This window comes from Bradyrhizobium sp. SZCCT0231, assembly GCF_018130245.1.
Taxonomy (GTDB): domain Bacteria; phylum Pseudomonadota; class Alphaproteobacteria; order Rhizobiales; family Xanthobacteraceae; genus Bradyrhizobium; species Bradyrhizobium japonicum_F.
Genome location: NZ_JAFCKP010000007.1, coordinates 1 through 14,972 on the forward strand (window position 1 = coordinate 1; position 14,972 = coordinate 14,972).

Here is a 14,972-nt window from a genome sequence, read left to right on the forward strand (position 1 = left end):
TCTGACTCTCCGTGGGTTCGAGTGTGGAAACCCAAACCTATCGGAAAGGCCACGCTCACCGCCCATGGAATCTACGATTCCGTCAGCGTGGCGGCGGTAATCGTCCAAACACGCTGTCGAGCGCCATTCCGATCGCGAGCAGGCGGCGATCACTGCCCGCGGGGCCATCCAGTTCGAGCCCGATCGGCAATTGGCTGCTGGCGCCAAGCGCGATCGGGATCTGGATCCCGGGAATGCCGGCATTGCTGCCGGGATCGGTGTTCTGGATGAACAGGCCGAAATTCTCGAGGCTGCTGGACTCCGGATTGGAGGGAATTGCCACGCGCGGCGTGGTCGGAAAGGCGATCGCATCGAGCCGGTTGCCGGCAAAGCTCTTGGCGTACAGCGCCTGGAGCGCCGGCCGTGCGGTCTTGATCGCGGCGTCGTAGATCGGCTTGGCGTCCACCAGCGTACCATCGGGAGCCGGCAGCTTGCGCGGGATCACCAGGCCATCATAGGTGCCCTTCACATCGGCGCTGGCGATCTCCTCCGCCACGGTCTCGATGGTGAGGCCGGTGCCGGTGTGCTTGAGATAGGCGACCAGATCGTCATAGGCCTCGTACAGCGCGACGGGAAAGCTGACCTGGCCGTCGAGCTCGGCGAGTTGCGGCATCTCGATCTCGACGACCGTGACGCCTTGCGCCTTCATTTTCGCCACGGCTTCCTGGAATGCGGCGTCGGTGTCGGCGTCGAGATTGATCAGCATCGATTTCACGATGCCGATCCGTACCTGCCTCAGATCAGCCGCCGCAATCGCGTCGCCGCCCGCGATCACGCGATCGAGCAGCGCGACATCCGCCATCGTCGCGGCCATCGGGCCGGCGGTATCGCGGGTGTGCGAGATCGGCGCGATGCCGTCCTGCGGATAGCGGCCGACGGTCGGGCGCAGCGAGGCGCATCCGTTCAGGGCGGCAGGCACCCGCACCGATCCCCCGGTGTCGGTGCCGAGCCCGCCGGCGACGATCCGTGCGCCGATCGCCGCGCCCGTACCTGACGAGGAGCCGCCGGCGATCAAGGCGCGATCATAGGCGTTGCGCACGCCGAACTCGCTGCCGGTCTTGAATGCGGTGTTGTAGCCGGAGATGCCGAAGGCCAGCTCGTGCATGCTGGTCTTGCCGATGATGATCGCTCCGGCGTCGCGCAGCTTTGCCACAACAGGCGCATCGGCCTTCGGAATGTAGTTCTTCAGCGCGGGGGTGCCGGCGCTGCAGGGCAGACCGGCCACCTCGATATTGTCCTTGATCACGATCGGAACGCCGCCGAGCGGTTTTGTCTTGTCACCCGTCGCGTCGAACGCCGCGGCGGCCTTCAAGGCACCGACTTCGTCCAGCGTGACGAAGGCATTGAGCTCGGCGTTGGCCTTGGCGCGGGCCAGGGCTTCCCGGGTGAGCGCGGCGCTTGTGATTGTCCCGGCGCTGAGGCCGGCGGCGGCCTCGGTCAGTGTCAACTGGTCGAAATCCATGATGCATCACCCGATTGCAGGGGTCCAATCCGGAAGCTGAAGCCTCACGAGCGCCGCGTCAACCGTAAGCGCGCATCCCGGCCGGTGATGGCGTGTCGAGCTCAGCGAATTGCCGTTCGACCTCGCCCTTCACCTTCACGATCGCGGCATCTTTCACCGGCCCGTAGCCGCGAATATCCATTGGGCCTTTGGCAATCGCCACGAGATTTGGCAGATGCGTCGCGTCGAGCTCCCGGAGCATCCGTTCGATCAGCCCTACATACCAGGCGATCAGCTCCCGTTCGGCGCGCCGTTCTGCGGTGTAGCCAAATAGATCGAACGGCGTCCCGCGCAAACCCTTCAATCGTGAGAGCAGGGTGAGCGGCATCTGGATCCACGGGCCGAAGGCGCGCTTGCGCGGCCGGCCCCGGGCGTCGCGTCGTGACGAGAGGAACGGCGGGGCGAGGTGATACTGGACGCTGAAGCCGTCCTCGAATTCGCGCTTCAATTCGTCGAGGAAGCCGTTTCTCATGTGCAGGCGCGCCACCTCGTACTCGTCCTTGTAGGCCATCAGCTTGAACAGCGCGCGGGCGACGGCCTCGGTTAGCGCCTCGCTGTTCAGGCCGGCTTCGGCATTGCGGACTCCTGCGACGATCGCCCGGTAACGTGCCGCATAGGCTTCATTCTGATAGGCCGTGAGGAACTCAGCGCGCCGGGCGATGAGCTGGTCGAGCGTCTCAGCTTCCAGTGCATCGTCCGCCTTCGGCAGAAAGCCCGGATCGGCCGCCGCGATCCGGCCCCAGGCAAAGGCCTGCTTGTTGCGGTCGACCGCGACGCCGTTGAGCTCGATCGCGCGCAGCAGCGCTGACAGCGAGACAGGGATGAGGCCGTGCTGCCAGGCAAAACCCAGCATGATGATGTTGGCGTAGACGGCATCGCCGAGCAGGCGCTCGGCCAGCGCATTGGCGTTGATCGTGTCGAGATTGTCATTGCCGATCACCTGACGGATTGCGCGCAAGCGGGCTGGCGAAGCGAGATCGGCGTCGCGGAAGCGGACGACGTCGCCGGTCGGCATCTCCGCGGTGTTGACGGCGGCACGCGTGCCGCGGCGATAAGTGCCTGAGGCCTTTGGCGAGGAGCTGACGACGAGGTCGCAGCCGATCAGTGCATCCGCCGCGCCCTGGTCGATGCGGACCTGGTGCAGCGCTTCAGGACTCGCGGCGAGGCGGATATAGCTAAGCACGGGCCCAAATTTTTGCGCAAAGCCGGTGAAGTCGAGCACCGAGACGCCGCGACGTTCGAGATGCGCAGCCATGCCGATCAGCGCGCCGACCGTGATCACGCCGGTGCCGCCGACGCCGGTCACCAGCAGGTCATGGGGCCGATCAAGTGTGGCGGGTGCGGGCAACGGAAGCGTGGCGGCGCGGCCGGCCGCGTCGATCTGGTTGGCACTTTTCTTTCGCCGGGTGGCGCCTTCGACCGTGACGAAGCTCGGGCAGAATCCGTTGAGACAGGAAAAGTCCTTGTTGCAGGCCGACAGGTTGATCTGCCGCTTGCGGCCGAATGGCGTCTCCCTCGGCTCGACGCTGAGACAGTTGGATTCGACCGAGCAGTCGCCGCAGCCCTCGCAGACGAGATCGTTGATGTAGGCAAAGCGCTTGGGATCGGCCAGCTGGCCGCGCTTGCGGCGGCGCCGCTTCTCGGTGGCGCAGGTCTGCTGATAGATCAGCACCGAGACGCCGGAAACGTCACGCAGCTCACGCTGCACGGTGTCCATTTCCTCGCGGGGATGAATGGTCACGCCGCTAGGCAGGTCCGCCGGGCTGAAATGCGCGGGATCGTCCGAGACGAGTGCGATGCGTGCCACGCCTTCGGCGCGGACGCTGTGGGCGATGGCATGGACGCTGACGGGGCCGTCGACCGGCTGGCCGCCGGTCATCGCCACGGCATCGTTGAACAGGATCTTGTAGGTGATGTTGGCGCCTGCCGCGATCGCCTGCCGGATCGCCATCGAGCCCGAGTGATAATAGGTGCCTTCGCCGAGATTCTGGAACACGTGCTTGTGGCCGGTGAACCGCGACGATGCCGCCCAGTTTACGCCCTCGCCGCCCATCTGGATCAGCGACGAGGTCTCCCGGTCCATCCAGCTCGCCATGAAGTGGCAGCCGATGCCGGCCAGTGCCTTCGATCCCTCGGGCACTTTCGTCGAAATGTTGTGCGGACATCCCGAGCAGAAATAGGGTGTGCGCGTTGCGCCCGGGACGTTGATCGTGCGCGCGGCCTCCGGCATCAAGGCGGCGGCGCGAGCGGCGAGATTGAGCCCGGGAAACATCGGATCGAGCCGCCGCGCGAGCACGCTCGCGAGTGCGCGCGGCGACAATTCGCCGATCCAGGAGATCAGCCGTGCACCGGTTTCGTCGTGCTTGCCGACCATGCGCTCGGGCTTGCTGCCGGGATAGTCGTAAAAGTATTCCTTGAACTGGCTCTCGATGATGCCGCGCTTCTCCTCGACCACGAGGATCTCGCGCTTGCCTTTCACGAAATCCATGGCGTCATGCAGCGCCAGCGGCCAGACCATGCCGACCTTGTAGACGTCGATGCCGATGCTGCGACAGGCCGCTTCATCGAGGCCCATCAGCCGCAGCGCTTCCATCAAGTCGAGATGCGCCTTGCCTGTCGTGACGATGCCGTAGGTGGCGCCCGGGATATCGTAGATGTGGCGGTCGATCGGGTTGGCTTTGGCGAAGGCGTAGACCGCGTGCTTCTTCGCCTCGAGCCGCTCCTCGATCTGCGGGCCCGGCAAGTCGGGCCAGCGATAGTGCAGGCCGCCCGGCGGCGGCGTGAAGTCGGGCGTGCGGAAGAGGCGCGGCGCGCGCAGCGCGACGGATGCGCCTGATTCCACGATCTCGGAGATCGCCTTGAAGCCGACCCACATGCCGGAGAAGCGGCTCAGCGCGTAGCCATATTCGCCGAATGCCAGATATTCGCCGACGTCGGCCGGATGCAGCGTCGGCATGAACCAGCTCATGAAGGCGACGTCGGACTGGTGCGGCATCGAGGAGGAGACGCAGCCATGGTCGTCGCCGGCGACCACCAGCACACCGCCATGCGGTGAGGAGCCATAGGCGTTGCCATGCTTGAGCGCATCGCCGGAGCGGTCGACGCCCGGGCCCTTGCCGTACCAGAGGCCGAACACGCCATCGACCTCGCGATCTCCTTGCGTCTCGACTTGCTGCGAGCCCAGCACTGCGGTCGCGGCGAGGTCCTCGTTCACTGCGGGGAGGAATTCGATGCGGTCTTGCTTGAGGCGTTCCTGGATGCGCCATAGTTCGAGGTCGACGCCGCCGAGCGGCGAGCCGCGATAGCCGGAGATGAAACCCGCGGTGTTGAGTCCGTTCGCGCGGTCGCGCTTGGCCTGATCGAGCGCGATGCGGACGATGGCCTGCGTGCCCGTGAGGAAGACGCGGCCCTCCTCGCGGTCATAGCGGTCGGAGAGATCGTACGTGTCGAGTGACGGAATGGCGTCCATGGCGGACCTCGCGCGGCATCCTGCCCAGCGATGGAAGGTTATGCCTGGGAGGCTGGAAGGTCTTACCTATTCATCTCGATCTGAGCGTCATTTCGGTAGAATTTTGCGCTTCGTGACCATTTCTGGTAGGTCTTTATCGGATTGGGGGCTTCCATGATCGAAGAGCAGGACACGCGCATTCTCGCCCACCTCCAGAAGGACGGCCGTGCGACCAACCAGCAGCTTGCGGACGAGGTCGGCATGTCCACCTCGGCCTGCTGGCGCCGGGTGCGGGCTCTGGAAGAGAGCGGCGTCATCCAGGGCTATGCGGCGCTGGTCGCGCGCGAGCAGGCGGGCTTTGCGATGTCCGCCATTCTCCACGTCTCGCTGGAGCGGCATGATGCGAAGTTCGTGGACGAGTTCGTGACGCGGGTGACCAGGCGCCGCGAGGTGCTGGAATGTTTCGCGACCACGGGCGATGCCGACTACCACTTGCGCGTCGTCGTGCAGGACATGGCCGCCTATAACCGCTTCCTCGACGAGTTCATGTTCCGCATTCCCGGCATCCGCTACGTCCGCAGCAACGTGGTGCTGAAGGAGATCAAGACCAGCGTGGCGCTGCCGTTTTGAACGAGGTCTCGTAGGTCTCGTAGGGTGGGCAAAGGCGCACTTGCGCCGTGCCCACCATCTCGCCTCGATTTGCGAAGGTCGGTTGGCTCGCTTTGCCCACCCGGCGGCAGAGCGATATCAATCTCCCGTAAACCAACTCAGGGCTGCAAATTGGTAAACGGAACATGCCATTCGTTGGCGGTTCGGCCGCGCGGCGGTATTTCCGGGAGTTTTGTGCTGCTCGTTCGCTGCTCGTTCACTTTGATCGACGGTTTGCACTGCGTAATAACGACCGTTTAGGCGATCGCCGTTCATAAAGGCACCGGGATAAATAGGCAGAAATGCCCGGGAGCTGAGATCGTGCCGACGACACTCGCGCGCACCTTTGCGGCGTTGAGCGCCATCAATGAAGCGATCCTCTACGCGAGATCGCCGGACGAGCTGTACCAGAAGGTCTGCGCCGCCGGATTCTCGAGCGGGGACTTTCTGGCCGTTGCCGTGTTCCTGGTCGAGCCGGACGGCCGGCGGCTGCGCTTCGCGGCCGGCTGCGGCGATGACATTCCGCGGCTCCGCTCGATTGTGATCACGACGGAAGCCGGCACGACGGAAGGATCTGGCGTCGGCGGCGAGGCGTTTCGCGATCAGAAGCTGTGCATCAGCAACGACTATCTGAACGATCCGCGCTCGCTGGCGTGGCGAGAAGGCGCCGCCAAGGCCCAGATCGGTGCGGCCGCGGCGCTGCCGCTGCTCTGCAACGGCAAGAGCGTCGGCGTATTGTACGTGACGCGGAGCGAGGCCAACTCGCTCAACGAGCAGATGGTGTCGCTGTTCGAGCGCATGTCGGCGAACATTTCCTACGCGCTGGACAATTTCGCGCGCGAGACCGCGCGGCAGACCAGCGAACGGGCGACACGGCGGCTCAACCGCATGTTCGGCGCCATCAGCGCCACCAACGAAGCGATCCTGCGCGCCAAGACCGAGCAGGAGCTGTACCAGCTCGTCTGCGACGCTTCCGTGCACAGCGGCAAGTCGCTGGCGACCATCGTGCTGCTCCGCGAGCCGGATTCGCACTGGATGAAGCCGGTCGCCGCCACCGGGCAGAACCTCGAGCTCGTCACCCAGGCGCGCTATTCGGTCGACCCGGAGAATCCCTACGGCAGGGGCATCTCCGGCGAGGTGTTCCGGACCCAGAAAGCCATCGTCGAGGACGATCTCGCCAGCCGAACCAAGGGCTCGCCCTGGGAGCAGGCCAACGTCAATACCGGCGTCGTCGCCTGCGTGGTCGCGCCGCTGATCAAGCGCGGCGAAAGCGTTGGCGTGCTCATGTTCTTCATCAGCCGGTCCTGGGCCAAGGACGAGGAGATCGTCGCGCTGCTGCTCCGCATGGCCGAGAACGTTTCGTTCGCGATCGAGAATTTCGGCCGCGAGGCGGAGAAAGCCCGGATCGCCGCGGAAGAAGAGTGCCTGGCGCGCATGTATGCCGCGCTCAGCGCCACCAACGAGGCGATCCTGCGGGCACGGTCGCGGTCCGAGCTGTTCGACCTCGTCTGCGAGGCGACGGCGAAGGGAGCCAAGTTCACCTCGGCCACCATCGCGCTGGCCGATCAGCGCGCCGAACTGCTGCGCGTGGCCGCCAGCTATGGACCGAATGCCGACCAGGTGCGCAACTTCAAGTTCTCCACCTCCGACCAGGTGCCCGAGGGGCGCGGGCTGACCGGCACCGCGTTCCGCACACGTCAACCCGCTGTCAGCAACGACGTGCTCGCCGACGATCGCATCGCGCCCTGGCACGCCAGCGCCCATCGCAACGGCATCGCGTCCTCTGCCGCGCTGCCGCTGTTCAACGGTGACCGCGTGGAGGGCGTATTCCTGTTCAACTCCCTGGAGTGCGGCACCTTCACGCCCGAACTCGTCGAGTTGCTGCGCAAGCTTCAAGCCAACGTCGCCTTCGCGCTCGAAAGTTTCGACCGCGCCGACGAGAAGGCGCGAGCGGACAAGCAGCGCAATCGCCTCGGCGGCATGTTCGAGGCGCTAAGCGCAACCAATGAAGCCATCATGCGCGCCAAGACGCGCGAGGAGTTGTTCGAGGCGGCATGCCAGGCGGCCGTGCTCGGCGACCTGTTCGCCTCGGCGACGATCGGCATCATCGATGAAGCACGCGAGCTCGTTCGCGTCGTTGCGGTCAAGGGGCGCCTGCAGGAGCGCATGACTGGACGTACCTGCATCATCTCCGCCGGCCATCCCGAGGGCCAGGGCATCATCGGCACCTCGCTGCGGACGCGCCGGCCCAGTGTCATGAACGACTATCTGAACGAGCCGCGTTCGGCCTACTGGCGGGCGAAGGCGATCGAGGATGGAACGCGGGCAGCGGCCAGCTTCCCGCTCCTGAAAGCAGGCCAGGAGCCGGTCGGCATCCTGCTTTTTCTTGCGCCCGAAGAGAACACGTTCACGCCAGATCTGGTCGAGTTGCTCGGACGCCTCGCCGAGAATGTCTCCTTTGCACTCGACAATTTCGATCGCGCCGAGGAGAAGGTCCGCACCGAAGCGCAGAAGGAGCGCCTGACGCGCATGTTCGCGGCGCTGAGCGCCACCAACGAGGCGATCATGCGGGCGAAGTCGCGCGCCGAGCTGTTCGACCTCGTCTGCCTTGCGGCATCGAACGGCGCCAAGTTCACCTCGACCACGATTGCGCTGGCCAGACCCGGCACGGACCGGCTCGAGATCGTCGCCGCCGCCGGTCCGTCCGCCGACACCACGCGCAACGTCCGTCTCTCCATCGATCCCGAGCGGCCCGAAGGTCGCGGCATGAGCGGCACGGCGTTCCGGACGCGCCAGCCCTGCATCAGCAACGACTATCTCAACGACGACCGCGTCCGTGTCTTCCACCCCATCGTGCGCGGGGACGGCGCGCGATCGGGCGCCGCGTTTCCGCTCATCGCGCACGATCAGGCCGTCGGCGTCATGATCTACATGTCGACCGAACCGGCGACCTTCACGCCCGAATTCGTCGAGCTGTTGCAGCGCCTCGCCGACAACGTGTCCTTCGCAACGGAGAATTTCGATCGCGCCGACGAGAAGAACAAGGCCGACGAACGCATCGAATACCTCGCCTCGCATGACAGCCTGACCGACCTGCCGAACCGCGAGACCTTCAACGGGCTGTTGCGCGAGGCGATCGACGCTGCGCAGCGCCACGATCATCGCTTTTCAGTGCTGTTCATCGATCTCGACCGCTTCAAGGTCATCAACGATTCGCTGGGTCACGAGGCCGGCGACCTGCTCCTCCTCGAAGTGGCGAATCGCTTGCGCGGCTCATTGCGGGCGAGCGACGTGGTGGCGCGCCTCGGCGGCGACGAGTTCGTGGTGATCCTCGACCAGTGCGGCGAGATCGAGGACGTCCAGCGCATCGCGACCGAGCTGCTCGCCGCGCTTGCCGAGCCCACCGAGCTGGCCGGCCACGAGTGCCATACCACGGCGTCGATCGGCATCGCGATGTATCCGGCCAACGGCTCCGACGCGCAGACGCTGACCAAGAACGCCGACATGGCGATGTATCTCGCCAAGGAGGACGGCAAGAACGGCTATCGCTTCTTCTCCAAGGAGGTGAAGACGCAGTCGATCGAGCGGCTGTCGCTCGAGAGCGCGCTGCGCCGCGCGCTGGAGCGCGAGCAGTTCTCGCTGAACTACCAGCCCAAGGTGGACATGGAGACCGGTCAGATCACGGGCGTCGAAGCGCTGTTGCGCTGGGCGCATCCCGATCTCGGCAACGTCTCGCCGGCACAGTTCATTCCGCTTGCGGAGGAAACCGGGCTGATCGTGCCTATCGGCCGCTGGGTGCTGAACGAGGCCTGCGCGCAGGCCATGGCCTGGCAGCGCCGCGGCCTGCTGCCGCTGTCGATGGCGGTCAACCTGTCGCCGCGGCAGTTTGTCGACGACCATCTGTTGCAGGACGTCGACGAGGCGCTGGCGGCCTCCGGCATGTCGCCGGTGCTGCTCCAGCTCGAGGTCACCGAGAGCATGATGATGCGCAATGTCGGCCGCGCGCTCAAGGTGCTCGACTCCATCCAGAGCCGCGGCATCCGTCTCGCCATTGACGATTTCGGCACCGGCTATTCGTCGATGTCGCTGATGAAGCACTTTCCGATCGACACTATCAAGATCGACCGCTCCTTCGTGCGCGACCTGCCGCAGGATTCGGAGGATCAGGCGATCGCGCAGGCGATCATCAGCATGGGCAAGGCACTCGGCATGACCGTCGTCGCCGAAGGCGTCGAGAATGCCGAGCAGGAGGCGTTCCTGCGGACCCATGGCTGCGACGAGATGCAGGGCTTCCTCATCTCCAAGCCGCTGCCGGCGCAGCAGATGGCCGAGCTGCTGCGGCCGATGGTGCTGCCCGTCGCGCCGCCGCTCCAGCCGGAACCGGCCGAGGGAGGCGCAGCGTCACGCCTGAAACGCGCTGTCGTCTGACGGCTGCGGGTGCAGCTCGCGGACCTCGTATTCTCGCCCGTCGGCCTTGCTCGGAAAGTCCTGAGGCGCCGTCAGTGACGTCTGCTCGGTGAACAGCGCGAGAATGCTGCGCGCGCCCTCGGCGAAGCTCGCCCCCGCGCTCACATTCAACGCACGGCAGCATGTTTCGCTCATCGGCTCCTGGTCGTCGACCACGGCCATGGCTGGCCCCCACCACCAGGCGGGCGCAGGCGAGCGCTCGTTCTCCGGCACGACATGCCAGCGGACGAACTCGTCCATCACGCGCTCGAATTCCAGGCGTGCAGCCTGATGCATGTGGTCGATGCTCCCAGAATCCGCGCCTGATGACAGGCCGACGCGCGGATTGATCGTGGCCTTGGACGCTCGGAAAAATCGGCTCGCGCAACTTGGCCGAGCCCCGCATGCCGACATCGTCGTCGGCAATGCCGGAAAATGCGGCCGTCGGCAATGCGCCAACGGCGGCAGCGAATATTCATTCTAGCCGTTTGAAGGCACGGCAGGCAAGGTACGGATGTTACGGTTGCCTAACGCGACCTGAACGGATGCGCCTTCTGGTGCCAGGCCCAGGCCGTGCGGATGATCGTGGGCAGGTCGGAGTGACGCGGCACGAAGTTCAGCACCTTGCGCGCAGCAGAGGGATCGGCGACCAGATAGGTGGGATCGCCGGCGCGGCGCGGCTTGACGGTGTGCGGCACCTCGCGTCCGGTCTCCTGCCTGATGGCGTCGAGGATCTCGCGCACGGAAAAGCCGGAACCGGTGCCGAGGTTGAAGCTGCCGCCGGCATGCCCTTGCTCCAGAAGCCTCAGGGCCGCGACATGCGCCGCCGCGAGGTCCGTGACGTGGATGTAGTCGCGGATCGCGGTGCCGTCGGGCGTGTCGTAGTCGTCGCCGAACACCGCGAAGTCGACATGGCCCTGCAGCGCCATCATCGCGCGCGGAATGAGATGGGTTTCGTTGTCGCGCAGCTCGCCGATGCCGCCGGCCGGATCGGCGCCGCTGGCATTGAAATAGCGCAGGCAGAACGCGCCGAAGCCATAGGCCGTGCGGTAGTCGACCAGCATGCGCTCGATCATCAACTTCGATGCGCCGTACGGATTGATCGGCGCGCAGGGAAAGTCTTCCGGCAGCTCCTTGGAATCGGCATTGCCATAGACGGCGCCGGTCGAGGAGAACACGATACGATTGCAGCCCGCGTTGCGCATGGCCTGCAACAGCGACAGCGTGCCTTGCACGTTGTTGATGTAGTATTTCTGCGGGTCGGTCATGGACTCCCCGACGAGGCTCGCCGCCGCGAAATGCATCACCGCGGTGATCTTGTGGTCGGCGAAGGCGCGCGCCAGCGCCGCGCCGTCGAGCAGATCGCCGGTCACCAGCGGGCCGGCGACGAAGCTGCGATGACCTGTCGAGAGATTGTCATAAACGACGGCCTGATAGCCGGCGGCGGTCAGTGCGCGGCAGGCATGCGAGCCAATATAGCCCGCGCCCCCGGTGACGAGGACGGTCGGTCGTTCGGTCATGTCGTCTTCTGCTCTTCTCTTAGCGGAGGGGGCGGTTGCGGCTGAAGAGAAGATAGAGCGCGCGGGGGTTGGTGGTCAAATAGCGCCAGAGCAGGCGGCGTGGCTCGAGCAAGGTGCGCCAGGCCCACTCGAGTCCGATCTTCTGCATCCATTGCGGCGCGCGGGAACGGCTCCCCGACAAAAAGTTGAACAGGCCGCCGGATGTCTTGATAACGCCAACATTGGTCAGATGCGGCGTAAATTCCTTCACGAATGCCTGCTCGTTGGGCACGCCGAGCGCGACCCACAGATAGTCCGGCGCCAGGGCGTTGATCTCCTCGATCTTGGCACGCAGCGCCTCGCCGCGGAGATAGCCGTGGCTGTGCCCGATGATCTTGAGGCGCGGATACATCTTCTGGACGTTCTCGACCGCAGCGGCGTTCTCGGCCTCGCTTGCGCCGAACATATAGAACGTGCGGCCGACCGCTTCCGCCTTGCGCGCGACGACGTGGAACAGGTCCGTGGTCGCAACGCGCTCCGGCAGCGGGAACCAGGATTGCAGCTTCGAGGCCGCGACCAGCGGCTGACCGTCGGCGTTGATCAGGTCGGCGGCGCGGAATAGGTGCTCGGTCTGCGGCTCGGTCGAGCAGCGCGCCAGCACCTCGCCATTGGCCGAGGTCAGGAACAGCGGACGGCCGATGCGATTGTCGGGATCGGTCGCTTCGATCATGAAATCGGCGGTGGCTTCCAGGTCGAGCGCGGCCATACGAAGACCGCCGACGGTGATCCGCGGCACGTCGGCGGTTGCTGCCCGTCCGTCGAGGTTGACGCGGCGCTCAAGCATATTGTCTGCCTCGCTGGCGCGTTTGCATTGCTGGGGTGAGCTCGTCGAGCACGACGCCGACGAGCTTGCGCTCGGCGGGGCCGAGCGCGGCCAGGATCTCTTCCAGGCTGTCGTTGACGTCGAGGCTGGTCGGCAGCACGGCCACCAGCGAGTCGATGTCGTCGAGCAGCTTGCGGCCGCCGGCCGAGAGCGGCATCGCCGGGCCGTCGAGGATCACGAGATCATAGCCGCCGGCGGAACGGGCCTGCGCGATCGCCTTGCGGATCGCCTCAGCGGCCTTGCCGGCATCGCCCTCGCCGGCCGGCAGCACCGAGATGCCGTTGACCGTCTTGATCTCGCGTGCGTCCTTGCTGCCGATCGAGAGCCAGCCGAGCCTGCTCGGTTCGCTCTTGCCGGGACGGATGACCTTGTTCGAGAGCGCGCGTGCCTGTTGGTCGGTATCGATCATCAGCACGCGGGCGCCGTCGCGCGCGGCTGCCAGCGCGAAATTCAGCGCGGTCACGCTGCGCCCGGTGGTCTTGCCGGCACCGACGAGCGCAATGACCGGCATCGCCTTGCCGCCGGCGCGCCGCGCCACGGCGGCGCGCATGTCGCGCCAGGCGTTGAGCAGCGTCGTCAGGGGAAAGCCGGGGCGGAGCGTCGGCCAACCCAGCCGTGTGAGGTCGACGCCGCCGCCGGTGGCGAGTATGGCGCCGAGGGTGTGGATGACGTCGGCCTCCTGGAAGCGTGCGATCAGCGGCTTTTCGATCGGAGGCTTTTCGACCATCGCAGGCTGGAGCGGGGGTGCGGCAAGCTCCGGCGGGATCTGCTCAACTTCCGGAACTCGCGAGGCCGGCTGAGGCGGCGAAGCCTCCGGAGGGCGCGCGCGCTGCGGAGCCCGCGTTGCGTCCGGTGCCGGCGTGCGCTGTGGGCGGGCAGGCGTCGGCGCCGGTGCGGTCGCGCCGGTGAGCAGGAGCTCGAGCGCGACGAACCAGCTTGACGCCGCGATCGCACCGAACATGAAGCCGATCATGGCGAACAGGCTCATTGCCGGCGGGAACGAGCGCCGCTGCGGCACTGTCGCCTCGCCGATGACGCGGGCTGCCGACGTGTTCAGGCTCTCCTGCTCCTCGGTCTCGCGGGAGCGCTTGAGAAAGGATTGATAGACGTCGCGGCTGGCATCGGCTTCGCGTTCGAGCTCGCGCAGGCGCACGGCGGCCTGGCTGAGCTGGACGCTCTGCCGTTTCTGCGCTTCCAGCGCCCGGTTGAGCGAGGCTTCAAAATCGCGGGCGCGCGTCAGATCGTTCTTGGCGGACTGAGCGAAGCGGTCGATCTCTTCGTTGATGGTACGCTTGAGGTCCTCGACCTGCTTCTCGGTCTGGCGCAGGGCCGGATGGCGCGGCCCGAGCTCGGCGGCTTGCTCCGCATATTTCTTGCGGGCGTCGGCATATTGCGCGCGCAGATTGGCGATGGTGGGCGATTGCAGCGCCTCCGGAATCGCACCGGCATCGGCAGCGGTGCGCCGGCTCGCCTCGATCTGGTCGAGCCGCGCCTGCGCATCCATCGTCGCCGCACGGGCCGCCGAGAGCCGCTGGTTGCTGGCGGAGAGCTGCTGGTCGCTGATCAGCGCATCCTGGGTGCCGACGAAATTGTTCTGGGCCTTGTAGGTGGCGAGCGCAGTCTCGGCGTTGCGCAGCCGGTCGCGCAGCTCCTTCAGGCGGCCGGACAGATCGCTGGTCGCGCGCCGTGCGGCCGAAGCCTGCGAGTTGCGGGATTCGGCGAGGTAGGCATTGGTCAGCGTGTTGGCCAGCATCGCCGCTTTCGCGGGATCCGTCGACCAGACCTCGATGTCGACGATGAAGCTCTTCTCGGTCTTGCGGACGGTGATGTGCCTGTTCAGCGCCTCGAGCGCCGCGAGCTGCACTTCCTTCTTCTCTGCGGCGGAAGGCGCGCGGGGTTGCAGGCCGATCAGGCCGAGCAGCGACGACATCAGGCTCGTGCCCTCGCCGCCGCCGAATTCCGGATCCTTGTCGAGACCGGCCTGCTGGATCACCTGGAGCAGTACGCTGTTGGAGGTGATCAGGCGGGCCTGGCTCTCCACCACCATGGACATGCCGGAGACGTCCTGCGCGCGGGGCGTGAGCTCGCGATCGACCAGCTGAAGCTCGCGCGGGTCGACATAGAGCTGAGCGGTCGCGGTGTAGCGGGGCGTCACGCTCTTGCCGATGGTGACTGCGAGCGTCGCGCCGAGCAGGGCGGCCGCGGTGATCGCTACCTTTCGCCGCCAGAGCAGATTGGCGAGCTCCAGCACGTTGAAGCCGGCTTGAGGCTTTCGTTGCGAGGCCTCCGGTCCGGCCCGATCGATCGGCTGGTTATAGTCAAGCATGATCCCCAGCTTTCATTCCAACTGCCGCGGGCTGAGGGGTTACTCTTCGCTTTACGCCACGCACCCGGGATATGGGTACCCAATCAACGCAACAGGGAAAATTAACCATACTCATTGAGGGACTATTCACCGAAATGGCAAACAAAGCGTTTAAGCGCATGCCGCTCTTCGCCGCGTCGCCG

At 65.8% G+C, this 14,972-nt stretch carries 8 protein-coding genes; 2 read left to right on the forward strand and 6 right to left on the reverse strand.

Annotation, left to right across the window (positions count from 1 at the left end):
• Positions 1 to 82: 82 nt before the first annotated feature.
• Together iaaH and JQ566_RS18195 are read right to left on the reverse strand one after the other, a co-directional pair.
• The gene (iaaH, locus tag JQ566_RS18190) at positions 83 to 1,501 is read right to left on the reverse strand and encodes an indoleacetamide hydrolase (protein ID WP_212374137.1); all 1,419 of its coding nucleotides are present in this window, start codon (positions 1,499 to 1,501) and stop codon (positions 83 to 85) included.
• A gap of 58 nt (positions 1,502 to 1,559) precedes the next feature.
• Positions 1,560 to 5,009, reverse strand: coding sequence for an indolepyruvate ferredoxin oxidoreductase family protein (locus JQ566_RS18195; protein ID WP_212374139.1), 3,450 nt, complete (start codon positions 5,007 to 5,009; stop codon positions 1,560 to 1,562).
• Positions 5,010 to 5,162: 153 nt separating this feature from the next.
• On the opposite strand from JQ566_RS18195, the gene JQ566_RS18200 reads away from it, so the two are divergent.
• A complete protein-coding gene (locus JQ566_RS18200) occupies positions 5,163 to 5,618 on the forward strand; it encodes an Lrp/AsnC family transcriptional regulator (protein WP_212374140.1) in 456 nt (151 codons plus the stop codon).
• Positions 5,619 to 5,957: 339 nt separating this feature from the next.
• The gene (locus JQ566_RS18205; RefSeq protein ID WP_212374142.1) at positions 5,958 to 10,064 is read left to right on the forward strand and encodes a bifunctional diguanylate cyclase/phosphodiesterase; all 4,107 of its coding nucleotides are present in this window, start codon (positions 5,958 to 5,960) and stop codon (positions 10,062 to 10,064) included.
• Here JQ566_RS18205 and JQ566_RS18210 read toward each other — a convergent pair.
• From JQ566_RS18210 to JQ566_RS18225, 4 genes are all read right to left on the reverse strand, one after another.
• Positions 10,038 to 10,379 carry a hypothetical protein gene (locus JQ566_RS18210; RefSeq protein WP_212374144.1) on the reverse strand — a complete coding sequence of 114 codons (342 nt, stop codon included), beginning with the start codon at positions 10,377 to 10,379 and terminating at the stop codon, positions 10,038 to 10,040. The genes JQ566_RS18205 and JQ566_RS18210 overlap by 27 nt on opposite strands.
• Before the next feature lie 230 nt (positions 10,380 to 10,609).
• The gene (gene galE, locus JQ566_RS18215; protein WP_212374146.1) at positions 10,610 to 11,602 is read right to left on the reverse strand and encodes a UDP-glucose 4-epimerase GalE; all 993 of its coding nucleotides are present in this window, start codon (positions 11,600 to 11,602) and stop codon (positions 10,610 to 10,612) included.
• A gap of 19 nt (positions 11,603 to 11,621) precedes the next feature.
• Positions 11,622 to 12,425, reverse strand: a complete 804-nt coding sequence (locus JQ566_RS18220; protein ID WP_212374148.1) for a WecB/TagA/CpsF family glycosyltransferase — start codon at positions 12,423 to 12,425, stop codon at positions 11,622 to 11,624.
• On the reverse strand, positions 12,418 to 14,790 hold the full coding sequence (locus JQ566_RS18225) for an exopolysaccharide transport family protein (protein ID WP_212374150.1): 2,373 nt from the start codon (positions 14,788 to 14,790) through the stop codon (positions 12,418 to 12,420). The genes JQ566_RS18220 and JQ566_RS18225 overlap by 8 nt, the downstream gene beginning before the upstream one ends.
• Positions 14,791 to 14,972: the final 182 nt, after the last annotated feature.